Origin of the sequence: Bacteroides ovatus (genome assembly GCF_001314995.1) — a bacterium.
GTDB classification, from domain to species: domain Bacteria; phylum Bacteroidota; class Bacteroidia; order Bacteroidales; family Bacteroidaceae; genus Bacteroides; species Bacteroides ovatus.
Genome location: NZ_CP012938.1, coordinates 3,720,808 through 3,745,344, shown reverse-complemented (window position 1 = coordinate 3,745,344; position 24,537 = coordinate 3,720,808). Strand labels below are relative to the sequence as shown.

Sequence of the window (24,537 nt, the reverse complement as noted above, 5' to 3'; positions counted from 1 at the left end):
CCGGTTATGATCTTGCCGAGCACCGATTTATGGTATTAACTTATATTTCTGTCTGGCTACATCCCGGCTGCAAAAATTGAAATGCCACCACTCGCTGGGTAATGCACGGAACCCGGCTTCTTTCATTACTTTTCGCAGCAGTATCCGGTTCTGACGTTCTGTTTCACTCATTTTTCCGTTATGTACCAGTTCGTTTTCGTTTGTGATGTGGGCTTCCACACCTAAATGGTCTACTTGGGTTCCCATAGGTAAAGGCTGCCCTAAAGAGTCTTGAATACTGATGTCTACTGCCAGTCCGTAGTTGTGTAGTCCGCCTCCACGGTTTGGGTTAGAGACATATTTGTATTTGGACGTTCCTTTCACTACGTTCCACATCTTCTTTTGTACCGACATGGGGCGGGCTGCATCGTAAATGATAAGACTATAAGACGGGTGTAGCTTTTTCAAGGCTTTTTGTGCTTCTATAAGAGCGTATGCCGCATCCGGATGCAGATAGGCTTCCGTTAAGTTGTCGTAAAGCACTTCGCTAGTGAAATTATCAGCTTGCGTATACATCAACTTAACAACGAGGCTGCTATCCAGATCGGTTACGTTGACGAGTCCCAGTGAATCCATGTAGAGAGCCATTGCGCTTCGCTCTATCGGTGGCGGTGAGATGGTGGAACTTTCTTCGCCGGATTGCATATCGTCCGTCGTATATTCATATTCCGTCAGGGCGGGGTTCTCCTTTTCCTTTTGGCTGGAAAAGAAGGAGCATCCTGTCAGCAGCAAACAGAAGATAGCGAAACTATATTTTAGAATAATCATTCAACCTTTTGTATTTAGTGTGCCAAAGATACTTCTTTTTGGCTTTTGCTCCAATAAGCTACCTTTAAATCCTGATTGTTTAAGTGGTCAGGTCGTGCCACTATATTGGCACAGTTATGCCTCTACGTTGGCACAACTTTGCCACTTCGATGGCACAGCCGTGCCAATACGGTGGCACAAAGTAAGAGATTAAGTAGTTGCAACAATCTTCTTAATGTTGGATATTAGCCACTGCTTTCTTCAGATTAGCGCCCCCTTTCCAAACATTCAACAGGTGCAAAACCTGTTCGTCTTTGGCTTTGCTGTGGTTGATTGATAACAGTTCCGCATAGATCTCCAACAACTTCTTTAAATCTTTGATCGGCTTCTCCGGAAGTCCGGCCAGCATTGCTACGATTAGATTCTCCAATTCCCGGTTGTGCAGGGGACTGACATTCATCATTTGTTGCTGTATCAGGTCGGTGAGTCTTTTCAGCGGTCCCCAGCCGGTATGTTGATGTGAACCTAAGATTTTACCTATGCGCTTACTGTCTATGCATCCTTTGCCGACACGATCTATCCAGATTTCAGCGGCATAAGAACGGGAAGTCTTATCTGCTACCAACATACAACTGGCTTCCAGAATATAAGACGCCTCCTGCCAAGTATGTCTTAACTGATGAAGTGCTTCGATAGTAGCTTTGGTGATGCCTATTTCCCTAACCTCATTTAACATCGGATCGTAAATGGCACTGCGGATACACCATACTAATAATGGTTCCGGCATATTGGGAGTTAACCATGCTAAACGTGGCAAGTCATTTTGTATATCGTCGAAGCGCTCTATCAGCGGATACATTTCGACCACTAACGGATGCGAATCGTATGAATGGTAACTGATTCTCTCATTATATTCATCTTTATTGACGACATGAGAGTTTTTGCTTTCCGGAATATCGAAAGTAAGAGTTGCGGAGGTCCATTCTACTACTTTCTTGTTGTAATCGGTATATGAGTGAGTACGCAGATAAGTTCTCCACGTAAAGTTTCCAGTCAGGAACTCGCGTGGACCTTTATTGTATGAGAAATCTTTGAATTCGGAGTAGATTGTTTCCGGCGACTTGATTAGTCCTGCTGTCATCCACCAAGAAGGATGGGTGAAGGGTGCTTGGGGGAGTACATCTTCTGCTCCCAACAAGAAAGAAAGTAAGCGCTGGTATTCTTCCTTTAAGTCTTGGAGGATAATAGGAAGTTCTTGTGATGAATTATCCAATGCCACTCGTGAGAGTGCTATTTGCATATCCATATCGTCTGGCTCAGTGTTTGCTTGCTGATATTGTTTTAACCTTTCTACCAGGGTTGCCGGAGCGATAAACATAGGAGTATGGGTAGGAGTGGACAATAGGGGTAAAGGTTTCTCCTTGCTTTCTAAAAGATCTAATGTCCGGCATAATAGCTGCTTGTGAACAGGGAATTTCTCTTTTTGGTTCGTTTTCTGACGGATGGTGAGTTTCTGCAGATTACGATAGTTCCATTTACCTTTCTGCAGTTCGTCTTTTTGTACCATTTTCTGATGCAAGTCACTTAGCTCTTTTGCTTCTTTAGGGAAGCGTTTAACCAGTAGTTTTGCATAATCAAGGAGGAAAGTTGCCATCAGTTGGTCTAATAGGCCGTTTCGTGAACTTCCTCCGCTCATCAGTAGTTTGTAAGCGCGTTGAAGGATGGGGGCCCATTGTGAGATTTGTTTTGTGTCCTGTTGACGGTCCCATTGCACTAAGGCACCGAGTAACAGGTCGAAGTGATGGATCTCGTTCCCATCCAGCACTTGGCTGGCAAGAAATATCAGGTCTTCGGGAGAAGCAATTTCCTGTATCCGGTTGTCCTCACGGATAATGGGGAGTATCGGTTCATACACGAAAGAGGCGGAATCGTTGTCGGGCTGCTCGGAGTGGGCGGGAGCTGCTTCATTATGGGCAGAAGTATGGCCAGACTCATTATTCTCCAGATAAGCCTTCAGTTCTTTTTTAGTGTTTGCCAACATCGTTTCCGTATATACGGCGAGTGCTTCTCTTAATGTGGTAGATTCCGTCTCTCCATACGTCAGGATCAGTTTGACTATCTTGCTTTGAGTGGATTCTTCCCGGCTCATTAATCCTTGTGTGGCAACACAACAGATGGCGTCACGAAATTCTTTTCTTTCTTTTGCCAGCTTGTTAAGTACGGCCAATGTGTTTTGGTGGACTGCCTTCACATCTGAAGCGAAAAGAACGGAAGTCTGATTCAGAAACTCTTCGATCCGGAATTGCGGATGATTGCATAAGCCCTTCAGCAGTCCGAGCATGATATTGACTGGGCGACTGTGAGGGGCGGACAGGACGGCTAATATTTCCGGTTGTAACGCGAGTTGTTCTTCTATGCTGGGAGTAAGTGCGGTAAACATGCCTGCAAACCAGCCGCATAAATTCTTGTTCATATTTCGGTTGACAGCGAGCAGAGATTCCTTTAGCACACGCATACGGTCTAGTTGTCCGTGTTCTACGAAGTATCTGAAAGAAAAATAAGGTTGTCCGCCATTCCGGTTATCCATCCAATTTTGTCCGCAGTCGTATTCAAAGAGATACCAAATATGTTCTTGAAGTGTGATTTCGCGTTTTTGCAGGAAATCAGTATTATTCATATAATTCACCAGATAACCCGCAATGGTTTGTGGAGAAGGTGTCACAGTAAGTATTCCCTGCTCTATCCAATCCATCAGGACTTCGTAATCCATTCCGTAGAAACCGCCGAACTCTTTGCCTTCACCTTCTTTGAAGAAGCTGTCGAGCCAGGAGGGAACGTACCACGGGGTTAATTCATTCAGTTGCTCGGTGTTGATTCCCCATTGGTGTTTACGGAATTCTTTCAGCGAATAGATGACGAGAGCGGTAAGATTGATGATACGATGCTGTGCGGAAGTCCCCCGTGTACCGTATGTGTTCTTGTTAAGTTGCACGAATTTACTGTAGTATTCTTCCAGTTTGTTCAGGCGGGGTACCAGGCTCTTTCGTTCTTCCTGTGTGAGTCCTTGCAGAAAGGGGATGATGGCATCCCCCTGTTGCTTTTCTACTATTTCGTTGAGGCGTTCTTCGAGGGTCATAATCATGAATTAATTATAGTTTGTTGAGTGAAGTGGTCACTTTCTTCAAATTGCTGTTCGTTGCCCATTCTTGCAGGCGTTGCAAGAGTTGTTCGTTTGTAACTTTGCTGTGGTTGATGGTCAATAGTTCCAGATAGAGTTCGAGCAGTTGTTTGAGTCCGGTGACGGGTTTGTCGGGCAATCCGCTGATAAATACAGTGAGCAATTCTTCCAGTTGGCGGTTGTGGAAAGCGCTTCGTTTGTACATGCTTTCGTATACTTGTGTGGTGAAGCGTTTTAACGGAGCAAGTTCCATGTTGATAAGCCGGGCCAGGATTTCTCCTACCCGATGGTTGTTTATTCTTCCTGTGGAGAGTCCTTCTACCCATAACTCCGCTGCATAGGAACGGACTGTTTTGTCTACAAAAAGCAGCGAGCCGCTTAATAGGAGTAGACTCATTTCTTTGAGCGGGCAATGGAAAGACAACAACATGCGTAAGGCACAGGCAAGGGTGCGTTTGCTGTCTTCCTGTGGACTGCCGAAAGCCATGTAATTGGAGATAATTTGGGCTATCAACGGTTCCGGGCGGTTAGGGTAGCAACACAATAGAGGTTCCATGTAGCGGGAGTCATCCATGTTGTATTTGCTGTTAATAATCAGATGTTCCTGCCATAGCTGATGGCTGTTGCGTTCGATATATTTGTGCCATTTGTGAGAATCAAGTTGAAGCAGGCGTCTGTCCGTTTCGTATGAGTTTTCTTTAGGTTTCACTTCTTTCCACTCGTAGTCTCCTGTCAGATGATTGTGTGGCAATGTGTTACAGGAGAAAGACTTGAATGCTTTAAATTCCGTCTCCGGTGCTTTTACCAGTCCGGCGGCTATCCAGGCGGTTGGATGGTTGTAGGGCGGTTCGGGTTGCGTGTTTTCGTCCAATAAGAACAGGCAGAGATGCAGGTACTCATCTTGTAACAGTTGCCGGGCGGTGGCGATGGCTTCTTCTTTGTCTTCCATGGCACAACGGGCAATAGCCAGTTGGAAATCCCACGAACAAGGTTTCTTTCCTGCTTCCTGGTATGCGGCAAGCCGGCGTATCAGTTCGGTGGCTTGTAGGTATGCCGGGGTATGGGTGGGAGTAGAAAGCAATGGCAATGAATTTCCTCCTTTTATTTGGCGGATCACATTCAGCCATAACTGTTGGATAGGTATGAAACAGGTTGCGTTGCTGTAACCGGGTTTCCAGTCAGCAAGTCGTTTGAAGGAACGTTCGTCGTAAGCTCCCCTGTTTTTATCTATTCCTTTCAGTTTCTCTTCCAGCCGGGTGAACATGTTTCTCAAAACTCCTGTGTTGGAGTTGTCTGTCTGTGCCCATAAGCGTTGGTATTCCAACAGGAAAGTGGCAAGGAGATCTTCGTATGGTTCCCAACTATTGGCAACAATATTGGCTGCCCGTTGGAAAATAGGTTCCATCCGGTTGAGGTCTTCTTTATCCAGTTGGGGATGGAAAGCAATGATAGCGGCAATCGTTGTTTCTATCTCCCAGTTCTCCTCCATGTCGAACAAACGGCTAAGCTGAAACAGGAAATCTTCTTTGTTGGTAGGGAATGGAATACGGTTGTCTTCCCGGCAAATGTGGATGGCTTCCAGAGGTGGCTCTTCGGAGAGGAGGGAGTTTTCGGTACTATTTTCATCTGTACTATTTCTTTCTGTATTCTCTCCTTCTGTATGAAGAATGTCTTTTGTCACACTTGTATCTGTTGCATTTGCTTCTTCTGCAAGGTGTGGTTCTGTAGACTGTGAATCTATAGACTGTGGCTTGAAAGATGCGAGTATCGCTTGCACGCTTTGAAATATCTCCGGTTGATAAGACTGTAGTGTTTCTTGGAGATTGGACGAAGAGGCGTCCCCATATTTTGAAATAAAGTTGGCAGCTTTCTTTTGCAGGCTTTCGTCCTTCTTCAAGAATAGTTGGCAGAGAGTGATACAACAAGGCTCTTTCATCTCGGAATGTTGCGTAACGATCTTTTCAAAGATAGAGTAAATGGTTAATAGCGAGTTTTTGGGACTGGAGAAGAAAAGGATGGTTGCCCGTTCGATGAATTCCTGATAACGGAATCCTTCTTCGTCTGCAATGCTCTTCAACTGTTGCAACATTATATTTACCGGCTTGGTGTAGGAAGAAGTGAATGTTTGCATGATCTCTTCCTGTAAGGATAACAATTCTCCGGCGGTCGGTTGCAGCGTTTCAAAGAATCTGGCAAACCATCCTGCCATGTCTTTTTTGAAGCTCCGGTGAAAAGTGGCGAGGGTGGCTCTTAGTAGCTGTTCTCTATCCAGATGGCCGTCCAGTGAAAAGCGGTAGAGGGCCGCGCTGATACTTTCATCCCGTGTTGTGATTCCTTTTTTATAAGCATTTTTGGCACAATCATCCTGATAACCGATGATTGATTCGTGTTCGAAAAGCGTCCAGATGTGTTCTTTCAGTGTAATATCCCGTTTGAGTAGTAGTTCACTGTTGAAAGTATCGTCTCCTTTGGGATTCTTATTTCTGATGCGGGTAATCCAGGGGAGTACATGTGCAATACGGCTTGGAGCGATTTCTTTGAGGTAACCCATATCCATGAGCTGCATCAGTTCTTCGTAATTGAGATCGAAATTGAACCATGTTTTGTCATCGTTGATAAAGTCTGTCAGCCAGGCAGGGTTGTAAAGCGGGAGTAGTTTGCAAAGCATATCAAACTTCACATGATATGCCATATCCATCTCCCGTCTGTTGGCACATACAAACTGTACTGCCGATAGAAAATGTGCCCGTGCCGCACTACAGGTTGTCTCACTGCTGAAACCAGCGAACCTGCCTTTTATCCATTGCAATTCCCGGATAAGCGGCAGCAACTTCCGCCTGTCCTTCATTGGCAACTCCAATAATCTCTTGATAAAAGGGATTAATATTTTCTCTTCATTCTCCGGAGTATCCACATAGGCTTTGGATAACTTCTCCAGTTCTTTTTTTAGTTCTTCCATTGCGCTAGTTTCTTTACTGCCAAAATATGTTTGCAAGCTCCCCGTTCTCCCTGATTACTGCTGAACCAAGTGCAAGTGCAACGTTCTTTTTCGTTCTCCCTGTCCAGAATGACGGTATGCCTCACTCCTCCGCTTCCTGCAACACGGGCTTCCGTCCGGTTGCCATCATTCGCAATGATTTCTACTTTGTCTTCTTCCAGCAACTTTTCTGCAGCTATCATTCGCGGGTTGAGGCTCAAAATACGTTCGGTTTTGAAAGGCAGGCGGCGGTAGAAGAAACTGTTTTCATCCAAATCGAATCCCAGCAAACCCATTGCTGCCAATCGTGCCGAGAGAGAATCTACCTTATCCAGGTCAATATGCTCTTCTATGGCAAAAAGCGTAGGGTTGAACTGTTGGTTGGCGTAACTGTATTTATCCATCGCCTCTATCCATCTTTCAGGTACATCTTCGAGCAGAGATTCCAGTGCGGCACCTTCTCCGGAGAATCCTCTCCAACATTCGCGGGAAAGAGAAAGGCTGAAGCGGACCGGACCGAAATAGAGTTGCCAGATAGTAGATTGCATAGTAGGATGTGCAAATACTTTCAGTTCATCAGCAAACGGAAGCAAGGGTTCGAGTAAGCGCAAACGGTGGAGTCCTCCGATGCAGATGGCATTCATACTTTTCACCGGTGAAAAGGCCGGTTTTTGACCACGCATCACTAAATAATAGTCACATTTCACACTACTTTTCGGTAGTGTCTGGAAGAGTTGTAAGGTTTGTATGCGATTGAAGGAATAGACCTTTTCGGCAACGGATTGATAAATCTGTACCGTAGTCAGTCCCTTTATCCATTTTACGGGAAGAGGTACTTTTCGCTCTATCACCTTCTCACCTTTATTATAGAGTCCCACTTCTTTGGGGCCGACCGACATTACTACATTTTCTTGTCTGCCTATTCCTCCTAAAGCGGAAATCATTCCGGGATTAAAATCTACATTCGTTGTCCCGTTTTCCAAGAATTCTCCGTCGTGTCCATCAGGAAGTACATCGACCCTGGCGTATACACCTGCACAATTAGAAAATCCTTCAAAGCGCAGACGGTTATTTCCAGCTGTTACAATCGGATCTTTCAGCATTGTAAGTTGTGCCGGTGTCAGGTTGAAACTGGACTGCACAACATTGGATAACGCAATGAGGCAGCGTGCCGTCATATAAGGTTGCGTCAGCTTTCCCCAAAAGAAACAGGGGGCTTCTCTCTTTTCTATTTCGCTATATTTGGCAAGAAACAGTTCGTCCTGATCGGCCGACCGTTGCAATGTGGAAGGAGCTGCATATTGATAAGAAATAGTATCAGTCATAGATAATAAATTGGTATTTGGTTGTACATTGCCCAAATATAGAAATTAATTCTTACGTGAAAAAAGAAGTTGGAGAATTTACATCACTTTGGAATGTGTGATATTATAGAATATCACCGAAAGACTAATTTATGCCTCTTTTGTACTAAGTTATGAAATACAATTCTTTATAGTTGGGCACAATTTTTTATACATAAAACAATTATTCTTTATAACTATTCTTAAATCATGCGTTCCTTTTTACCAGAAAGTAATATTTTTGTTCCCATAAAAAGAATGTTTAAGCGACATATTCTAAATTAAGTCTTATGAATTTTTTAATATAAAAAGACAGCTGTTTGTGAAAATCGCTAATATTGTTTGTTTTGTTTGTGTTATCCCATTTTGAGTCAGGTGTGACTTCAAAATGGGATTTTTGCTATACCGGCCATTAAAACCACCTGAATACTATCAAAAATGACCTAAATTCTATCAACCGATAGATTTTCCCCTAAACAATGTCTGTTCTTCACCTGCCACATTTGTTGAAAACCCGTAAACTTGCAACATCAAAATTATAACAACGAATACTCACAATTTAAAAATAGCGTATATGAAAAGTTTAAGCTTCAGGAAAGATCTGATAGGAGTACAGGATGAATTACTCCGCTTCGCATACAAACTGACAACCGATCGTGAAGAAGCAAACGATTTGTTACAGGAAACCTCATTAAAAGCATTGGATAACGAAGACAAATATACCCCCGACACAAATTTTAAAGGATGGATGTATACTATAATGCGGAACATCTTTATTAATAATTACCGCAAAGTAGTGCGCGATCAGACATTTGTCGATCAGACTGAAAACCTCTATCATCTGAATCTGCCACAAGAGTCAGGTTTTGAAAGTACAGAAAGAGCTTACGATTTAAAGGAAATGCACCGCGTAGTCAATGCTCTGCCTAAAGAATACAGAGTTCCGTTTGCTATGCACGTTTCAGGATTCAAGTACCGTGAGATTGCAGAGAAGTTGAATCTTCCGTTAGGTACTGTAAAAAGCCGCATATTCTTTACCCGTCAGAAATTACAGGAAGAGTTGAAGGACTTCCGCTAAACGTTAACTATCATTTTTCAGTAGGTATCAATAGGTATAGGGCAAAAGGATCTTGTTTCCTTTTGCCTTTTTTGTTTTATGTATTGGAGGTATACCTGCTATGGGGATTTTTTCAGTAACTTTGTCGCTGGGTAATAGACTGTAAATAAAAAATATAGGTGTTATGATAAAAGCAATCATGCTCGATGTAGATGGAACATTGGTGAGTTTTGAAACTCATAAAATATTGCAATCTTCTGTTGAAGCTCTTAAGGAGATTCATGACCGTGGGATTCGAATAGTCATTGCTACCGGTAGAGCGGCAGGCGACCTTCATGAAATAGCTGCTGTTCCGTATGATGGAATTATTGCATTGAATGGAGCTGACTGTGTCTTACTGGATGGCACTGTGATAAGGAGACACCTTATTCCAAAGGATGATTTTAAGAAAGCCATGGAAATAGCAAAAGCTTTTGATTTCGCAGTTGCTATTGAACTGGATGAAGGCGTGTTTGTCAATCGGCTGACTCCGACTGTCGAACGGATTGCCAAAATCGTGGAACATCCCATCCCCGCCGTTGTAGACATTGGAGAACTATTTGACAGAAAAGAGTGTTGCCAGCTTTGTTTTTATATCGATGATGAAATGGAACAGCAAGTAATGCCGCTTCTGCCTAACCTTTCCTTATCACGCTGGCATCCCTTATTTGCTGATGTGAACCTTGCAGGAATCAGTAAGGCAACCGGACTTTCAGCTTTTGCCGATTATTATGGAATTGAGATGGCGGAAATAATGGCTTGCGGTGATGGCGGTAATGATATTCCTATGCTGAAAGTTGCCGGAATCGGGGTAGCTATGGGAAATGCATCGGAGACTGTCAAGGCGTCAGCCGATTTTGTTACTGATACCGTTGAGAATGACGGTTTGTGTAAGGCTTTGAAGCACTTTGGAATCATTTAGTATTGATATTCTTATTTCAATATGGAGCACTGTTCCTAATTTTGTAAATCTCATTATTCTGACCGTATAAAAGAAAAACTCCTGTAAGTGAAATACTTACAGGAATTTTTCGTGGGCCATCTTGGGCTTGAACCAAGGACCTCCAGATTATGAGTCTGTTGCTCTAACCAACTGAGCTAAAAGCCCGATGTATCCATTAACTGGATGCGGTGACAAAAGTAGTATTTTCCGTCGAATTATGCAAATTCTTTCGAGAAAAAACTGTAATCCTTTGCTTCTAGAACTTATATTTGCGCTTCGGATTCTTGGGGAACCATCCTTTTTGTACCCGTTCTTCCTGTTCGAAAACCTCTTTGATCGTCCAGAAGGAAGAAAACGCAAACACGCCTAATAAAGAAGATAAGATCACATTATCGATACTTAAGGAGGCAATCACACCGGCAATGCCGAGTACCAGGAATATCCACCAGCATTTTGTGCCCCAGTAATATTCGGCCTTTACCACGACGGGGTGAAAAAGGCCGATAATCAAAAAGGTACAGATTCCGATGAATAACCCTGCAAGGTGATATTCATTTAGAAACTCCATCACAATTATTTTTCAACGCGGATGGGAATCTCTTTCTTGATACTCTGTTCCAGAGAAATCAGAGTCTCGGTAGCTACTACACCTGGTATTTCTTGCATTTTGTTATTCAGCAAATCCATCAGATGTTCGTTGTCGCATGCATAAAGTTTTGTCAGCATTGTGTACGGGCCTGTAGTGAAATGACATTCCACTATTTCGGGAATCTTTTGTAATTCCGCTACGACAGATTTGTACATGGAGCCTTTTTCCAGCTTGATACCCACGTATGTACAAGTTCTGTAGCCCAATGATTTCGGGTTCACATGGTAACCAGAGCCTACAATGACACCTAGGTCAATCAGTCTTTGCACACGCTGATGGATAGCTGCGCGTGATACTCCACATTCGGCTGCTACGTCTTTAAAAGGGATGCGGGCATTCTGGGAGATAATCTCTAGGATTTGCCTGTCGAGGTTGTCTATTCTTTCCATAATAATAAATTGTAATTTCCTGTTGTTATCAAATAGTAAGCAAATATAGAGATTTATTTTAATTATTCTTCTTTTCGGAGAAAAAAAATAGGAAAAAGCAAAAAAAAGAGGCACAAACGTTTTGCGCCTCTTTCCTTTTTCTATTTAGAAAAGAACTTTCTTATTTCTTATCTTTTTCGATGCTCAACAGTTCAACTTCGAAAATCAAAGTAGAGAACGGTTTGATTTGGTTGCCAGATTCTCTTGCACCGTAAGCAAGTTCTTGCGGGATATAAAGTTCCCATTTAGAACCTACAGGCATCATAGTCAATGCTTCTGTCCAACCTTTGATTACTTGGTTAGCACGGAAAGTAGACGGTTCGTTACGTTTGTAAGAGCTGTCGAATTCTGTTCCGTCGATCAAAGTACCTTTGTAGTTCACTTTCACTTTGCAAGTGTCAGCAGGAATTTCACCTTTACCTTCAGTGATTACTTTGTATTGCAGACCGCTTGCAGTTGTTTTTACGCCGTCTTTAGTCTTGTTTTCAGCAAGGAATTTTTCGTTTTCAGCTTTATAGTCAGCATATTTTTCTTCCAAAGCTTTTGCTTTGATAGTTTCCATAGCTGTACGAGTATATTCTTGAGCTGCTTCCATAGTCATTACGCCGCCTTTTTCCAAAGTACCTGCGATGAAACCTGCCATGAAGTTTTCTTTGCTGATAGTTTTAGTAGAGTCTGTACCAAACAATTCTTGGTTGATACCTTTCATCATCTGGTTGCTGATTTGCTGACCGATTTGCAGACCTGCCATGTAAGCGATGTCTTTTTTGCTAGTCTTGTTTGCGCCTTCGTTCAAACCTTTGATGAATTCTGCCATGTAAGTAGTATCAACATCCAGACGACCTGTCAGATAGCCTTTCAGACCTTGAGTCTGAGCCATACCGATAGAATACGACAGTGAGTCGATGTCTGTTTTCAGATTTGCTTTAGGAGCTTGAGCTGTACAAGAAGCAAGGCTTGCTGCAGCGGCGATTGCCATAAAAATACTAACTTTTTTCATTTTGCTTTGAAATTTTTTATTTATAATACTTCGAGTAATTCTACTTCAAAAATGAGTGTGCTGTGAGGAGGAATCATTTCTCCGGCACCTCTTGCGCCATAAGCGAGTTCTGACGGAATATACAGTTTCCATTTGGAACCTTCCGGCATCAGCTGCAAAGCTTCCACCCATCCCGGGATTACTTGGTTGACGCCGAATACAGCCGGTTCTCCGCGTTGGATAGAGCTGTCGAACAGTGTACCGTCGATCAATGTACCTTCATAGTGGCATCTTACCTGATCGGTAGCTTTCGGCTTTTTACCTGTACCTTCTTTGATGATTTCATATTGTAGTCCGCTGGGAAGGACAACTACGCCCGGTCCTTTTTTGTTTTCTTCGAGGAATGCCTGTCCCTGCTCAATAGCAACGGCACCCATCTTAGATTCCAATTCTTCGAAATATTTGTTCACTATTTCGCGGGCTTCATTGTGGCTGATAGCCGTCTGATTACCTTCTAATACATCTTTGATTGCTTGTGCGAAATCATCTACCGCAAGGTTTCCGATTCCCATGCTTGATAAGTTTTGACCAATTCCGAGGCCAATAGAGTAACTGAATTTATCCATATAATGTTTTTTGTTGGCGATTGAAATGTATCACCTTCATGGTTTTAGCTTTCAATCAATTGCAAATTTATGAAACGCAAAAGTACGTGTTTTATTTGAATGATTTAGCATTTGCTATTTAAAAATTCTTATATCTGTGAAAGTTAATCGCTTTTCTTTAAAGAATTAGTTCTTTTGTTGGCGGGATTTAATCTGCTTATTCTTATTGTGTAAGTTAGTTTATGCAGATAATTAATCGTCTAACTATAGTTTTCTTTTCGTCTGACTATAGTCAGATGAAAGAATAACTATAGTCAGATGAAAGTTTAACTATAGTCAGATGAATAAATATTAGTATGTTTGATGTTAACTACCTATATCTTTCATCTTAAAGTTCTGCATAAATCGGATTAGATTAAGCGTAAGAAAGTCTTCTTTTATTCGATGATTCTGATTACATTTGTGTGGCTATTAAAAAAGAAGGAGGAATAGTAATGAAAAATCTGGTAGTTTTGACGGGTGCCGGTATGAGTGCCGAGAGTGGGATCAGTACATTTCGGGATGCGGGCGGTTTGTGGGATAAATATCCTGTGGAGCAGGTGGCTACTCCTGAAGGTTATCAGCGGGACCCGGCTCTGGTGATTAATTTCTATAATGAACGCCGGAAACAGTTGTTGGAGGTGAAACCGAACCGTGGGCATGAATTGTTGGCGGAACTGGAGAAAAGTTTCCATGTAACGGTGGTGACGCAGAATGTAGATAATCTGCATGAACGCGCCGGAAGTAGCCACATTATTCATCTGCATGGCGAACTGACAAAAGTATGTTCCAGCAGAGATCCATATAATCCTCAATTTATAAAAGAGCTGAAACCGGAAGAATATGAAGTGAAGATGGGAGACAAGGCCGGTGACGGCACTCAATTACGACCTTTCATTGTATGGTTTGGAGAAGCTGTGCCGGAAATTGAAACAGCTATCCGCTATGTGGAGAAAGCGGATATTTTCGTCATTATCGGTACATCGCTTAATGTATATCCTGCGGCGGGGCTGCTTCATTATGTACCGAGAGGAGCAGAGGTGTATCTGATTGATCCGAAACCGGTAGATACGCATACTTCCCGTTCGATACATGTAATTCAGAAGGGAGCTTCTGAAGGAATGGGTGAATTGAAACAATTGTTGGGAGTTTGAGACTTCTTTCCCTCCGTTTTATTCCAGTTCGCTGGCAAAAATATGATTATTCCGGAGTACTTCCGATATTTCGAGTGCAGTGATACCACTGCACTCGATTCTTAATATTTTCTCCCAGTCCTCAAAGTCCACATTCCATTTGTCTATTTGAGGGAACTCTGCCAAAAGTTTTCCTATGCGTTTGATGTCACATCTTTTGGTGATAGAAGTTCGAAAAATCAGAATCTTATTTTCTTTTTCCATATTCTTTAGCGTTTTATTTTAGTGAGCGGAACTCCCGGATCGTCATACTGAAATGCAGCCTGAAATTGCGACTTAACAGCGAAAGGCTGCTAAAGCCGCAAAGGGCGGCAATTTCGGTGGCGGAAAGTTCCTTGTTTTGTTTTAATAATAGGGCTGCTTTTTCAATCCGGGTGCGTTTGATATAATCCGTAGGCGTTTCGCCGGTCAGGATTGTAAATACGCGGTGGAAGTGGAAAGGAGAAAAGCATGCGATACCCGCCATTTTCTGTAATGATAACGGCTGGTCAATGTTTTGATGGATATAGTCGGTCACTTTGTTGATCCGTAACTGATATTCTTCCTTATTTATATCTTTCGTTTCCATATCTTCTGCAAAATAAAGGATAATAAATGCCGGAGAGTTATCCTATCTTGCTAACTTCTCCGGCAGATAGTCAATTATCTTTTTTTTCCTATATAGAATACATAGCCGTAGTATTCTTTATACTTATTATATAGGTTCTCTTCGTGTCGTTGACCGGCGATGAGGTCTGCGGCAGCTTCATTTCCTGCATATTCCTTCAGAAAGGCTTCCTGAACCGGGAATTGGGGAGCATAGAAATGCTCGGTCCAGCAATTTTCCGGTAAGATGAAATGGGCTGTCGGGATATATCCGGCTTTCTCCATTTGTGCTATTTTTCTCGGAATCGTATCGATTTCCGGGTAATTAGCCATCCAGAAGTCGTCTATTTCGGAGGGGCGTTCCGGGGTGAACCAGGATGCTTCCGTTACAGCGATGAATCCGTTCTTTTTCAGGAACTTATTCCATTCATTCATGCCGCGTTCGAATCCTATATTATAGATAGCTCCTTCGGACCAGATCAGATCGAGTTCTTCCTCTTGAAACGGCAAAGCGTCCATAGAACCGACAATGCCTTTTACTCTGTCTTCGCAATGGGCTTCTATTGCATTTCTGTTGAATATTTCGATGAAGTCGGGGAAAAGATCGATGCCTGTAATTTGCCCTTTCGTATAGTTGGCTAATGCCATTGTCTGCCCGCCTGTGCCACAGCCAATATCGGCTATTCTGGCATTGTCAGACAGTTCGTTGGTGAAACTTAAGGCTTTTTGTGTGACTTCAGGGCTTCCCGGACCTTGACGTTTTAGTCCTTTGAAGTAATTACATATCAGTGTAAAATCGAATTCGTGGATTGTTTTTAATTCGTTACTCATTGTTTTTTAATGTTTTAGCAGTACGGTAAATGAAGGCATGTGACGATGCTTGTGACCATTTGACCATACAAATAGTTTAAAATTTAGATATAGAAAATAACTCTGACAAGAATATGTCAGAAAACATAAGGGATAATCTGTAATGAGAGGAAGGCTTACAGATTATTTACAGAACGGAATCCTTATGGAATGAAAATGAGTTAAACATCCAATTTTTCTTTTAGTTTGTGACAAAGATAGGATTTTAGGTGTAAAACTCAATGATAACTTTGATGAAAAAATACTGTAAACCTGCATTTTAGCAAGAATCGTCAAATAGAGACCCGTTTGTCTGTCCGGTTGTATGGATGAGATTGACTGCCCAAATTGATTGAAACTACCTATTTTTGAATTACATTTGCAGGATATTAGATACAAATCTCTCATTTAATGTATAATACCGATGAAAAGCAAATTATTACTCGCATGTACCATTCTGTTTTTCTGTTCCTCTTTTCTGTGCGGACAGAATCAAACATCTAAAGTTGCAAACTCTGCTGAAACGAATAATGGAGCTGTCCGGCATCCGTGGCAAGGAAAAAGAGTGGGATATTTAGGAGACTCTATTACAGATCCCAACTGCTATGGTGACAAAATAAAGAAATACTGGGATTTCCTGCAGGAATGGCTGGGGATTACTCCTTATGTATATGGTATCAGCGGCAGACAATGGAATGATGTGCCCCGTCAGGCCGAGAAACTAAAGCAGGAACACGGTGGAGAAGTGGATGCTATCTTGATTCTGATGGGTACGAATGATTTTAATGACGGTGTGCCTATCGGAGAGTGGTTTACGGAAACAGAAGAACAGGTGATGGCAGCCCGCGGACAGGTCAAAAAGCTGGAAACCCGCAAGAAACGTACGCCTATAATGGATGGAAACACGTATAAAGGACGTATCAACATCGGAATCCACAGGCTGAAACAACTGTTTCCGGATAAGCAGATTGTACTATTAACCCCGTTGCACCGCTCACTGGCGGATTTTGGAGAGAAGAACGTGCAACCGGATGAAAACTATCAGAATAGTTGTGGTGAATATGTGGATGCCTACGTGCAGGCCGTCAAGGAAGCCGGTAATGTGTGGGGAGTGCCCGTAATTGATTTTAATGCGGTAACCGGGCTGAACCCGATGGTGGAAGAGCAACTGATTTACTTCTACGACGCAGGATATGACCGTTTACATCCTAGTACAAAGGGGCAGATACGTATGGCACGTACGCTGATGTACCAGTTGCTTGCGTTGCCTGCAACATTTTAAAGAGAACCAGCTTTACCGGTGAATCACCGCACGGATCACAAACCATATATGATGTGCTACGGTGCCAATCAACCCGTAGTGCTTTGCCATGATGCGAAATCTCTCTTTCAGGGAGGCTTTCTGATTGCGGGTAGTCATTCCTTCATCCAGATAATCGATAATCGTCAGATGGGTATTGTGTAAGGTGCGCGCTTTCTTCATAATACGGATGCACCAGTCGAAATCGGCAGAAAAACGATATTTCAAGTTGTAGGGCTCTACCAGCGTATGACGGGGAAAGAATGCCTGATGGCAGACTAACATACCCTGTTTGAAACTTTTCCAGGTAAGCGTTTCGGGAGCGGACAATCTGCGCATCCGCAGGAAATGCCTGTCCTGGTCTACGATAGCGGTTTCTCCGTAAAGCACATCGGGCAGTTCGCTGCCGTTGATGGTATGCACCATTTGTTGTAGTGTGTCGTCCTCGTGAAAACAGTCGCCCGCGTTCAGGAAACAGAGATAATCACCGCTGGCAAGGGCGATGCCCTTATTCATAGCGTCATACAGTCCTTTGTCGGGTTCGCTGACGACGGTGTGTATGCGTGACCGGTAGCGGTTGATAATAGAGAGGGTTCCATCCTTGGAAGCTCCATCCACGATAATATATTCTATATGATGATAGGTTTGTGAAATTACACTTTGAATCGTGTCTTCCAATACCTTTTCAGCATTGTATGTCACCGTAATGATAGAGAACTTGGGAGTAGGATGGACACTATGCATATTTCCCCGTTATTTTATTGTAGACATCTGTATATTTCTTTGCAACGATACTCTCCGAATAATTACCCAGAACCTTGCGGCAGGCCTGTGCAGAGAGTTCGTTGTATTCCGGTTCCGTCAATATCCAATGTATGCCGTTGGCAAAATCTTCCGAGGATTTGTATTGTGCCACGTAGCCGTTGTGCAGATGATCGATCATTTCGGGGATACCTCCCACATTAAAACCGACACAAGGCACTCCACAGGCCATTGCTTCCATAATCATATTGGGAAGATTCTCTTCCAGAGACGGGATGGCGAAGAGGTCTACGGCATTGTAGATATTCACTACTTCATGCTCATTTTTGATATAAGGGAGCGGGTATACATGGAAAGGAAGTTGTTCCTGTAACTGCTGCGACTGGTTGCCGAATACGACTACACCCAGTGAGTCTTTCCATTCCGGATGCTTTTCTGCTAACAGTTTGCATGCCCCAATCAGATAGTCGACCCCTTTTCGTTTATCGGTGATCTTTAATGAGCCGAACAAAACTAGTTTCTTACCTTCCGGCAACATGAATTTGGCACGCGCTTCCTTCTTGTTCATGGGTTTGAACAAGTTGGTATTAATAGCGTTCGGAATATTGGTCACGCTTTTCCCTTCAAATAATGCACTGGTCTGGGCTTGTTCCTTCAGCCAATGGCTGCACGTGACGAAATGAATGGGAGCGTAGCTGTATAACTTTTGTTTTTTGCGGAACGTGCGATAGGATAAATCCTTTCGTCCCCCGCCTTTGTAGATGTACGGACAGTCGTGACATTCCTGCTGATAGTTGTTGCACTCCCGTGCGTAATGGCAGATGCCGGTGCATGGCCACATATCGTGCATGGTCCAGACTACGGGTTTGCCGGAGGTCAGTATCTTTCGTATATCGTTCAGTGAGAGCATTCCCTGGTTGATCCAATGCAGATGGATCACGTCGGCCTGGCGGAATTCCGGGAGTGAGGTGATGTCTGTACCTGTGTTGGCGATGTCTACGTCAAACAAATGGTAACGCCGGAAACGGTTGGCACTCCAGATCACAATCCGTTCCCACATGAACTTCCACACTTGCAACCAGTTACTTTTTAAGCGGACAACACTGATTTGGTCGGTCTGTTTGTCACGTACCAGCATTTTGGCTTTGATGCCGTTGTTTTTCAGTGACTCCATCAACCGGCTTGCTGCGATGGCTGCTCCTCCTATTCGTTCAGATGTATTTATAATCAGGACTCTCATGGGCAAAAGTTTATGCAAATGTACGGTTTTTAGAGGAAATGTTTGATATTTCCAGCAAGCTTTCTGCTATTTCGCGTGAAAAGATTTCGAGGTTGAAACGTTCTTCCGCCAGTTTGCGGGCATTCTCTCCCATGCGCCGTGCCTCTTCGGGGTGGTCGGCGATGTAGCGGATAGCGTCTATCCAGCCTTGTACGTCGTTATATTCTACGGTGATGCCTATTCCTTCCTTGTCGATGTCTATTTCGAAGTTGGGGTTGCGCGAACAGATGACGGGGATGCCGAGGGCGAATGCTTCCACGAGCGTGGTCAGTCCTACGGTATAGGGGAAGTCCAGGCAGCAGATCACGATACAGCTTTTGCGTGCCACCAGTTTCCCCAGTTCGTAGGGAATCACTCCGTCGGTATAATGGATGCGAATGGAGTCGGGCAATGCATACGGGTCGATGATCTTTTTATAGTTGATGTTACCGCATGAGACGGCAATGTACAAATCCAGTTTCTCGTTCGTTGCGGCAAATGCCTGGAGCAAGGTGTCTACGTCCCGGTTTTCTTTGCCGGTGGAGATAAATCCTTCGGGCTTCCGGTCGGGCATTTCTGCAAGCAGGTGGTCGTAGAAAGGAAGATCCGGTCCCCAATGGATGAGTTTCAGTTTGTGGGACGGTGCTTTCCGGGTTTTCTGCGAGTCCTGAATCAGTTTCCGACTGAACAGGAACATTTGGTCTATACCTTTGTAGAAAAGGCGGGAGATTTGTTCGCGCCACGGTTTGGGATTGGTGACGACAGCCGTATGATGCCAGATCACGATGGGCTTGCGGTACAGTCCCAGTGCACGGAGGAAGATGACGGGCTCTATACCCCGGAAAGAGGTGGCGTAGAGGACGTCGTATTTCTCCTTGCAGAAGAGAATCTCTTTGGTGGCGTAAAGCATGAGTTTCAGACGGCCGGAGAAATATTTGCATTTGTGCATCACGGAGTGTATTCCGTAATTCTCCAGTAAAGGAAGTCCGTATAAGATGTGTCCGGGGAATTTATATTCTTTCCATTCCTCGTAGCTTTCCCGTGTGAGGCGGGTATGGTAAAAATAAATAGTAAGCAACTTATTTAGTGGTGCTTGTTTCTTTTCAGCCATTTGTTGATTCGGTTTTTGACAGCTTTCGTAATGATGGAGAAATTGCCGTATTTCAGGTTGAGGTACAGTTCTTCGAACGAACGTCCGATCTTGATCCACGGATGATCCCAGCCCATGATGCGGTAAACGCTCTCTTTGTAGGCAACGTTTTCGATGACGTAGCGGGGATGTTTCAGTGGAAAATCCACCTCATAGCGCTTCATCGTGAAGATGCGGCGGTAACCTTTGGGCAGGGTATGAATCGAGCCGGCGAAATGGGTGGAATCTGCCGTTGCTCCCAAGTTATTAATCATGTTGCGGGTAGGCACGATGCTTAGCCCGGAGTTGAACAGTATGGAGGCGTGGAAGATCGTTTCATAAAAGGCTTTCTGCTGTTCCCGGTGACGCTGGCACATGTAGATAAAGTCGCTCCGGAATTTGCGTTCCTTGATAAGCTGTTCCAGTTGTTGCATATTGAAGGAGTCGTCCAGGAAGTTGTAGAACTCATCCCATTGGTCGACTACCCGTTTCCAGCTTGCCCATCCCCAGATAGAGAAGGTGGTGGTAAAGAAATAGTCGTAGGGCATATCTTGGGTGATTTCTTCGGGGTTAAATCCGGCAATCATGCTGATGCGGGTGTCATATTCGTATTTATCCAGCATCTCCTTGCAGAATTGGAAAAAGGAGACGGCGGGCACATCGTCGTCTTCCAATACGATGCACTTGTCGACTTTCGAAAAGGCCCATTTCTGCGAAATGTACTCCGAAGGGTCGCAGCCGAAATTCTTTTCCTGATAAAGCCGTTCTACTTCACATTCCCAGTCTATCTGTGATACGATTTCACGGCAGGCTTTTATTCCGGGCAGGTCACGTTCGTTTCGTGCTCCGTCCTGATAGAGGAAGAGGCGGGACGGACGCGCTTTCTTCACTTGCTCGAACACTTGCGACAACTGTTGCGGGCGGTTGAAGAACAGGATAAGTACCGGGACGTCTACTAAAGCGGATTTCATATTCATAGTTCTTGTTTTGGGGTTGTACTGAATGACAGGGCGGCAGGATAGTGGTTGTTCACTTTTTCCTGCTCTTCTTCTGTAAATCGATGCAGGGTTGGATAGTTGTAACGCAAAAATCCTTCCAGGTCGTCGGGGGCGGTCACTGTGAGAGGGCCGAATTTCACGGGTTGCAGGTGGCGGATGCTTTCTACGGTTACGTGGTCGGCAGTGGCCATTACGTTGTTATAGTAACGGGTGTTTCGTGAGTTGAAACAGCTTTGAACTGACACCAGCATGCGGTAGATTGCTTTTTTAGAGAAAAGTAGGTCGACTACCCTGTTCAGGAAACAGGAGAAGGCTCCCCGGTTCGTGGGGTTCTCTATTTCACATGTACCGAAGTGTTTCCACATCCATATCTCTTTTCCCATCAGGCAGCATTTGAGGAAGCCGAGTGCTTCGGATTGTATTCTTCGCAGCAGCTTGTTGTCGGGAATCTTGTCGAATGGGAATATATCGACAAAAATGCCCGGATGCATCGGGACATTCTTGAACATTTCTTCTACAAAAAGGGTGTCGTTTTTCTTGACTTTGGCAAAATAATACGGGGTATGAGGGTCTGTCTCTATCCATGAAAGGAAGTAGGAAGGACCCAGTTCCCCGGGAGCTACTTTCAGAAATTTGTTGTAGTTCTCCCGCGTCATGCCTATGTCAATATCATCATCCCAGGGGAGAATCGCCTGGTCGTAGAGTGCACCGATTGCCGTGCCGCCAATCACAAAATAGGGAATGTTGTGCTTCTGACACACCCGGATGGTTTCTCCCAATATGTCGTAGAGTTCGGTATGTAATAAATCAAGCTCTTCGGCTGTATATTTCTTGTTCATCGGAAATGGTTAATGCACGTTGTATTGCAAATGTAGTAATTATATTGCTAAGTTACTATAACTTTAAGTTTCCTTGCATAAATTCGGTGGCCACTCGCCCGCGTCCCGGAATGGGGAGAACGGATGCTTGCGGAAAGTCCTTGAGCAGACAGTCTGCCGGATTGATCTCCGGATAGAACTTCTTCAACAGGAACAGGCTGGGACCGGTGGTGATACTTCCTATAAAGACGGAAGCATCCATCAATAGCTGTATCGAACAGAGGAAACGTGCCATTTGTTTCTGTTTCAGCTCTTTGGCGGTCTGCGTGAAGGCACTGTTGACGTATCCTTGCTCGTTGGGGCTGCAAAGGGTGTACCAGTGTATGTCCGGGGCAAGGGTTTGCACTTGCTCGAAGAGACGGTAGTCGTCGGTCAGTACAAAGACGTCGCGGATGGCTGTTTTTTCTTTGATGAGGCGTATGTAGTGTTCCGGTGGCAGCAGGTTGGTTTCGGTTATCTTGTCTCCTCCGCGTATCTGGCATCCTGCGTATTGAGGCGGAAGTTGCAGGGTGGTGGCAAATTGGCGACATTCCTGTGCGGTGGTGTCGTTGAGTTTCCAGGTGATTTCCGTCAGCTTTTGGAAGGTGTGGAGGTAGTCACCGTCTATTCCCAGTTCGGGGATATGGAAATGCTGGTTGGGGTTGAACGTCACTTGGAAGTTGAGTCGGATCGGTTTACCATACGTGAAGAAAGCAAGGGCTTTTCCGATGATGTTCTTGCAGGTTACTTTCAGTTTCCATTTCAGTAACTTCGTTTTAGATAGTTTTTTGTCTTGCATCAATGCTTGCCATGAAGGCAGGCGATGGGTGTTGTAGGTGTGGTGAAACGGTTCGTGCACTTGCTCGCAGAAAGGTGCGAAACAGTCTTCCCAGCCCTTTTTCCATCCGAAGTTGGCGTCGTCGGAGTAAAGCTTGAACTGTATTTTGTGTTGCAGGCAATAGAGCATTGCATGGAGCATATAGGTGTATTCGGTAAAGAATCCGGCGTCTATACCTATGTGATAGATCATCGTCTTTTTGAAAGAACTGTTCAGAAGGCGGTATTTAGTGGCAAGATCATTAGGGTTCATGTGGCTTCTTTTTGATGAAATACTGGATGCTTTCTTTAAAGGTGACCGAACGGCTGCCCCACATGGCGGCTACGTAGAGTGCTGCTGCGAGCACTATCTTGCTTGCCAGGCGGAGATAAATATTCTCGATGGAACGGGTGGAGTAATAGGTGATTACCATGACGGTGGTGGCAATGACAGCGTATGGAAGTATGTCTATCAGTGCATGGCGTAGCTTTAGTCCGATTTCTTGCCATACGAAGTAGTGCCACGTCAGTAGCCACAGTATATTGGTGGATACATAGACGGCGAGCATGGCATAGATCCCGTGTGAATGGACTAACAGAACGCCTGACAGTAGAATAATGCCGAGCGCTATGGTGTTCCACATATAGATGCGGGATTTTCCTTTGCTGATGATGAGTTGCTGATAGAGGTATGCAATGGGAGTGAAGGCTCCGCTGATACACAGAATCTGCATGATGGGTATGCTGGAATACCACTTGTCGGTGATGGTGATGGTAATCAGTTCTTCTGATACGATTCCCAGTCCGAGCATGGCGGGAAACGAGACGAAAGCGGTGAAACGCAGCATTTTGCGGAATACCCGTTTTTGCCGTTCAAGGTCGTCCGACACTTTGGTGAGTACCGGTTGCGCCACTCCGTTTATCATGCCGGATATAAAGAGCTGTCCCATGCCGCACCATTTATTGGCCTGGTTGTAATATCCTACTTCCTTTTCGGTGTAGAACTTACCCAGTATCACAGAGAACAGGTTGTTGTTGATGTGATTGAATACATTGGTTACCAATAGCTTTCCGCTGAATCCGAACATTTCCTTAATCGGGGTGAAATTGAATTGCAAGCTCGGTCGCCAACGGGTGAAATGCCAATAACAGGCTGTGTTGACGGCTACATAAACGATGCTTTGCGTGGCAATACCCCAATAAGAGAAACCGAAGTAGGCAAGAATGACTCCGGTGATTCCGGATACGGTAAGTCCGATAACGGAAGACAGGGCCCGCTGTTTCACCATCAGGTTTCGCAGAAGATAGGCACTGTGGGATATTCCCAGGCTGGCTATGAAGAATCCGATGAAGGAATAACGTGCCAGTGGTGTCAGTTCGGGAGTATGGTAAAAATCGGCAATGAGCGGTGCGCACAGGAATAACAGCAGATACAAGGACAAGCTGATGGCCGCATTGAACCAGAAGACAGCATTGTAATCGTTGTGTGTCACTTCCTTCTTGTTGACAAGGGCGGCTGTGAAACCGCTCTCCTGTATCGAACTGGCAATGAGGGAGAAGATAGCCAACATTCCCACCATTCCGTAGTCTGCCGGAGTGAGCAACCGTGCGAGGAATATTCCGAAAAGCAGGTTTAACAACTGCTGTATGCCGTTGCTGAATCCTCCCCAAAATAGTCCTTTGGCTGTTTTTTCTTTTAGTGACTGATTCTCGCTCATGTTATTTGCAAAGAATACATGAAAAGGCTATGCGCAATGATAGCTTTTC

22 protein-coding genes and 1 tRNA gene are annotated in these 24,537 nt (G+C 44.3%); 4 read left to right on the top strand and 19 right to left on the bottom strand.

Annotated elements, in window-relative coordinates; translation table 11 throughout:
• Positions 1–27: 27 nt before the first annotated feature.
• The 4 genes from Bovatus_RS14755 to Bovatus_RS14740 all read right to left on the bottom strand — a co-directional run bounded on the left by Bovatus_RS14755 (position 28) and on the right by Bovatus_RS14740 (position 8,266).
• Complete coding sequence (locus Bovatus_RS14755; protein WP_004296612.1) at positions 28–807, bottom strand: M15 family metallopeptidase; 780 nt, start codon at positions 805–807, stop codon at positions 28–30.
• 211 nt (positions 808–1,018) lie between these two features.
• On the bottom strand, positions 1,019–3,922 hold the full coding sequence (locus tag Bovatus_RS14750) for a DUF6493 family protein (RefSeq protein ID WP_052587854.1): 2,904 nt from the start codon (positions 3,920–3,922) through the stop codon (positions 1,019–1,021).
• Positions 3,923–3,935: 13 nt separating this feature from the next.
• Positions 3,936–6,923, bottom strand: coding sequence for a DUF6493 family protein (locus Bovatus_RS14745; RefSeq protein WP_004296610.1), 2,988 nt, complete (start codon positions 6,921–6,923; stop codon positions 3,936–3,938).
• Positions 6,911–8,266 (bottom strand): SWIM zinc finger family protein, encoded by a 1,356-nt coding sequence (locus tag Bovatus_RS14740; RefSeq protein ID WP_004296609.1) that lies wholly within the window; start codon positions 8,264–8,266, stop codon positions 6,911–6,913. The genes Bovatus_RS14745 and Bovatus_RS14740 overlap by 13 nt, the downstream gene beginning before the upstream one ends.
• 592 nt (positions 8,267–8,858) lie before the next feature.
• On the opposite strand from Bovatus_RS14740, the gene Bovatus_RS14735 reads away from it, so the two are divergent.
• Positions 8,859–9,362, top strand: coding sequence for an RNA polymerase sigma factor (locus Bovatus_RS14735; protein ID WP_004296608.1), 504 nt, complete (start codon positions 8,859–8,861; stop codon positions 9,360–9,362).
• 163 nt (positions 9,363–9,525) lie between these two features.
• Complete coding sequence (locus tag Bovatus_RS14730) at positions 9,526–10,302, top strand: Cof-type HAD-IIB family hydrolase (protein ID WP_009038873.1); 777 nt, start codon at positions 9,526–9,528, stop codon at positions 10,300–10,302.
• A gap of 112 nt (positions 10,303–10,414) precedes the next feature.
• Here Bovatus_RS14730 and Bovatus_RS14725 read toward each other — a convergent pair.
• The 5 genes from Bovatus_RS14725 to Bovatus_RS14705 all read right to left on the bottom strand — a co-directional run bounded on the left by Bovatus_RS14725 (position 10,415) and on the right by Bovatus_RS14705 (position 13,005).
• Positions 10,415–10,488, bottom strand: a tRNA-Ile gene (locus tag Bovatus_RS14725).
• A gap of 91 nt (positions 10,489–10,579) precedes the next feature.
• Positions 10,580–10,891: a DUF4491 family protein gene (locus Bovatus_RS14720; RefSeq protein ID WP_004296605.1), complete on the bottom strand. Its 312-nt coding sequence runs from the start codon at positions 10,889–10,891 to the stop codon at positions 10,580–10,582.
• 5 nt (positions 10,892–10,896) lie between these two features.
• A complete protein-coding gene (locus tag Bovatus_RS14715; RefSeq protein WP_004302580.1) occupies positions 10,897–11,361 on the bottom strand; it encodes an Lrp/AsnC family transcriptional regulator in 465 nt (154 codons plus the stop codon).
• Between the two features lie 160 nt (positions 11,362–11,521).
• Entirely contained in the window at positions 11,522–12,400 is an 879-nt protein-coding gene (locus Bovatus_RS14710) for an FKBP-type peptidyl-prolyl cis-trans isomerase (RefSeq protein WP_004296603.1), read from the bottom strand.
• Positions 12,401–12,420: 20 nt separating this feature from the next.
• Entirely contained in the window at positions 12,421–13,005 is a 585-nt protein-coding gene (locus tag Bovatus_RS14705) for an FKBP-type peptidyl-prolyl cis-trans isomerase (protein WP_004296602.1), read from the bottom strand.
• 473 nt (positions 13,006–13,478) lie between these two features.
• Between Bovatus_RS14705 and Bovatus_RS14700 the strand changes: the two genes are divergently transcribed.
• The gene (locus tag Bovatus_RS14700) at positions 13,479–14,177 is read left to right on the top strand and encodes an SIR2 family NAD-dependent protein deacylase (protein ID WP_008023339.1); all 699 of its coding nucleotides are present in this window, start codon (positions 13,479–13,481) and stop codon (positions 14,175–14,177) included.
• Positions 14,178–14,195: 18 nt separating this feature from the next.
• Here Bovatus_RS14700 and Bovatus_RS14695 read toward each other — a convergent pair whose 3' ends face one another.
• The 3 genes from Bovatus_RS14695 to Bovatus_RS14685 all read right to left on the bottom strand — a co-directional run bounded on the left by Bovatus_RS14695 (position 14,196) and on the right by Bovatus_RS14685 (position 15,632).
• On the bottom strand, positions 14,196–14,420 hold the full coding sequence (locus tag Bovatus_RS14695; protein ID WP_004296600.1) for a hypothetical protein: 225 nt from the start codon (positions 14,418–14,420) through the stop codon (positions 14,196–14,198).
• Positions 14,421–14,433: 13 nt separating this feature from the next.
• On the bottom strand, positions 14,434–14,784 hold the full coding sequence (locus Bovatus_RS14690) for a helix-turn-helix domain-containing protein (RefSeq protein ID WP_004296599.1): 351 nt from the start codon (positions 14,782–14,784) through the stop codon (positions 14,434–14,436).
• A 74-nt stretch (positions 14,785–14,858) separates the two neighbouring features.
• Positions 14,859–15,632 (bottom strand): class I SAM-dependent methyltransferase, encoded by a 774-nt coding sequence (locus Bovatus_RS14685; RefSeq protein WP_004296598.1) that lies wholly within the window; start codon positions 15,630–15,632, stop codon positions 14,859–14,861.
• Between the two features lie 442 nt (positions 15,633–16,074).
• Between Bovatus_RS14685 and Bovatus_RS14680 the strand changes: the two genes are divergently transcribed.
• A complete protein-coding gene (locus Bovatus_RS14680) occupies positions 16,075–16,932 on the top strand; it encodes an SGNH/GDSL hydrolase family protein (RefSeq protein ID WP_004296597.1) in 858 nt (285 codons plus the stop codon).
• A gap of 12 nt (positions 16,933–16,944) precedes the next feature.
• Here the strand turns inward: Bovatus_RS14680 and Bovatus_RS14675 are convergent, their stop codons facing one another.
• The 7 genes from Bovatus_RS14675 to Bovatus_RS14645 are packed head-to-tail and all read right to left on the bottom strand — an operon-like array spanning position 16,945 to position 24,488.
• Positions 16,945–17,694, bottom strand: coding sequence for a glycosyltransferase family 2 protein (locus tag Bovatus_RS14675; RefSeq protein ID WP_004296596.1), 750 nt, complete (start codon positions 17,692–17,694; stop codon positions 16,945–16,947).
• On the bottom strand, positions 17,687–18,952 hold the full coding sequence (locus Bovatus_RS14670) for a glycosyltransferase family 4 protein (protein ID WP_004296595.1): 1,266 nt from the start codon (positions 18,950–18,952) through the stop codon (positions 17,687–17,689). The genes Bovatus_RS14675 and Bovatus_RS14670 overlap by 8 nt, the downstream gene beginning before the upstream one ends.
• Before the next feature lie 10 nt (positions 18,953–18,962).
• Entirely contained in the window at positions 18,963–20,081 is a 1,119-nt protein-coding gene (locus Bovatus_RS14665) for a glycosyltransferase family 4 protein (protein ID WP_004296594.1), read from the bottom strand.
• Entirely contained in the window at positions 20,054–21,076 is a 1,023-nt protein-coding gene (locus Bovatus_RS14660; protein WP_004296593.1) for a hypothetical protein, read from the bottom strand. Before Bovatus_RS14660 ends, Bovatus_RS14665 begins: the two co-directional genes overlap by 28 nt.
• Positions 21,073–21,936, bottom strand: a complete 864-nt coding sequence (locus Bovatus_RS14655; protein ID WP_004296592.1) for a LicD family protein — start codon at positions 21,934–21,936, stop codon at positions 21,073–21,075. The genes Bovatus_RS14660 and Bovatus_RS14655 overlap by 4 nt, the downstream gene beginning before the upstream one ends.
• A gap of 55 nt (positions 21,937–21,991) precedes the next feature.
• Positions 21,992–23,044 (bottom strand): hypothetical protein, encoded by a 1,053-nt coding sequence (locus Bovatus_RS14650; RefSeq protein ID WP_004296591.1) that lies wholly within the window; start codon positions 23,042–23,044, stop codon positions 21,992–21,994.
• Complete coding sequence (locus tag Bovatus_RS14645; RefSeq protein WP_004296590.1) at positions 23,034–24,488, bottom strand: lipopolysaccharide biosynthesis protein; 1,455 nt, start codon at positions 24,486–24,488, stop codon at positions 23,034–23,036. The genes Bovatus_RS14650 and Bovatus_RS14645 overlap by 11 nt, the downstream gene beginning before the upstream one ends.
• Between the last annotated feature and the right edge of the window lie 49 nt (positions 24,489–24,537).

What these genes read in the sequence shown, in the direction of transcription:
- Bovatus_RS14705 (WP_004296602.1), bottom strand. Translation starts at nt 13,005, where the DNA reads ATGGATAAATTCAGTTACTCTATTGGCCTCGGAATTGGTCAAAACTTA.
- Bovatus_RS14650 (WP_004296591.1), bottom strand. Translation starts at nt 23,044, where the DNA reads ATGAACCCTAATGATCTTGCCACTAAATACCGCCTTCTGAACAGTTCT.
- Bovatus_RS14755 (WP_004296612.1), bottom strand. Translation starts at nt 807, where the DNA reads ATGATTATTCTAAAATATAGTTTCGCTATCTTCTGTTTGCTGCTGACA.
- Bovatus_RS14735 (WP_004296608.1), top strand. Translation starts at nt 8,859, where the DNA reads ATGAAAAGTTTAAGCTTCAGGAAAGATCTGATAGGAGTACAGGATGAA.
- Bovatus_RS14690 (WP_004296599.1), bottom strand. Translation starts at nt 14,784, where the DNA reads ATGGAAACGAAAGATATAAATAAGGAAGAATATCAGTTACGGATCAAC.
- Bovatus_RS14695 (WP_004296600.1), bottom strand. Translation starts at nt 14,420, where the DNA reads ATGGAAAAAGAAAATAAGATTCTGATTTTTCGAACTTCTATCACCAAA.
- Bovatus_RS14645 (WP_004296590.1), bottom strand. Translation starts at nt 24,488, where the DNA reads ATGAGCGAGAATCAGTCACTAAAAGAAAAAACAGCCAAAGGACTATTT.
- Bovatus_RS14700 (WP_008023339.1), top strand. Translation starts at nt 13,479, where the DNA reads ATGAAAAATCTGGTAGTTTTGACGGGTGCCGGTATGAGTGCCGAGAGT.
- Bovatus_RS14655 (WP_004296592.1), bottom strand. Translation starts at nt 21,936, where the DNA reads ATGAACAAGAAATATACAGCCGAAGAGCTTGATTTATTACATACCGAA.
- Bovatus_RS14680 (WP_004296597.1), top strand. Translation starts at nt 16,075, where the DNA reads ATGAAAAGCAAATTATTACTCGCATGTACCATTCTGTTTTTCTGTTCC.
- Bovatus_RS14665 (WP_004296594.1), bottom strand. Translation starts at nt 20,081, where the DNA reads ATGGCTGAAAAGAAACAAGCACCACTAAATAAGTTGCTTACTATTTAT.
- Bovatus_RS14710 (WP_004296603.1), bottom strand. Translation starts at nt 12,400, where the DNA reads ATGAAAAAAGTTAGTATTTTTATGGCAATCGCCGCTGCAGCAAGCCTT.
- Bovatus_RS14675 (WP_004296596.1), bottom strand. Translation starts at nt 17,694, where the DNA reads ATGCATAGTGTCCATCCTACTCCCAAGTTCTCTATCATTACGGTGACA.
- Bovatus_RS14750 (WP_052587854.1), bottom strand. Translation starts at nt 3,922, where the DNA reads ATGACCCTCGAAGAACGCCTCAACGAAATAGTAGAAAAGCAACAGGGG.
- Bovatus_RS14670 (WP_004296595.1), bottom strand. Translation starts at nt 18,952, where the DNA reads ATGAGAGTCCTGATTATAAATACATCTGAACGAATAGGAGGAGCAGCC.
- Bovatus_RS14660 (WP_004296593.1), bottom strand. Translation starts at nt 21,076, where the DNA reads ATGAATATGAAATCCGCTTTAGTAGACGTCCCGGTACTTATCCTGTTC.
- Bovatus_RS14685 (WP_004296598.1), bottom strand. Translation starts at nt 15,632, where the DNA reads ATGAGTAACGAATTAAAAACAATCCACGAATTCGATTTTACACTGATA.
- Bovatus_RS14745 (WP_004296610.1), bottom strand. Translation starts at nt 6,923, where the DNA reads ATGGAAGAACTAAAAAAAGAACTGGAGAAGTTATCCAAAGCCTATGTG.
- Bovatus_RS14715 (WP_004302580.1), bottom strand. Translation starts at nt 11,361, where the DNA reads ATGGAAAGAATAGACAACCTCGACAGGCAAATCCTAGAGATTATCTCC.
- Bovatus_RS14730 (WP_009038873.1), top strand. Translation starts at nt 9,526, where the DNA reads ATGATAAAAGCAATCATGCTCGATGTAGATGGAACATTGGTGAGTTTT.
- Bovatus_RS14720 (WP_004296605.1), bottom strand. Translation starts at nt 10,891, where the DNA reads ATGGAGTTTCTAAATGAATATCACCTTGCAGGGTTATTCATCGGAATC.
- Bovatus_RS14740 (WP_004296609.1), bottom strand. Translation starts at nt 8,266, where the DNA reads ATGACTGATACTATTTCTTATCAATATGCAGCTCCTTCCACATTGCAA.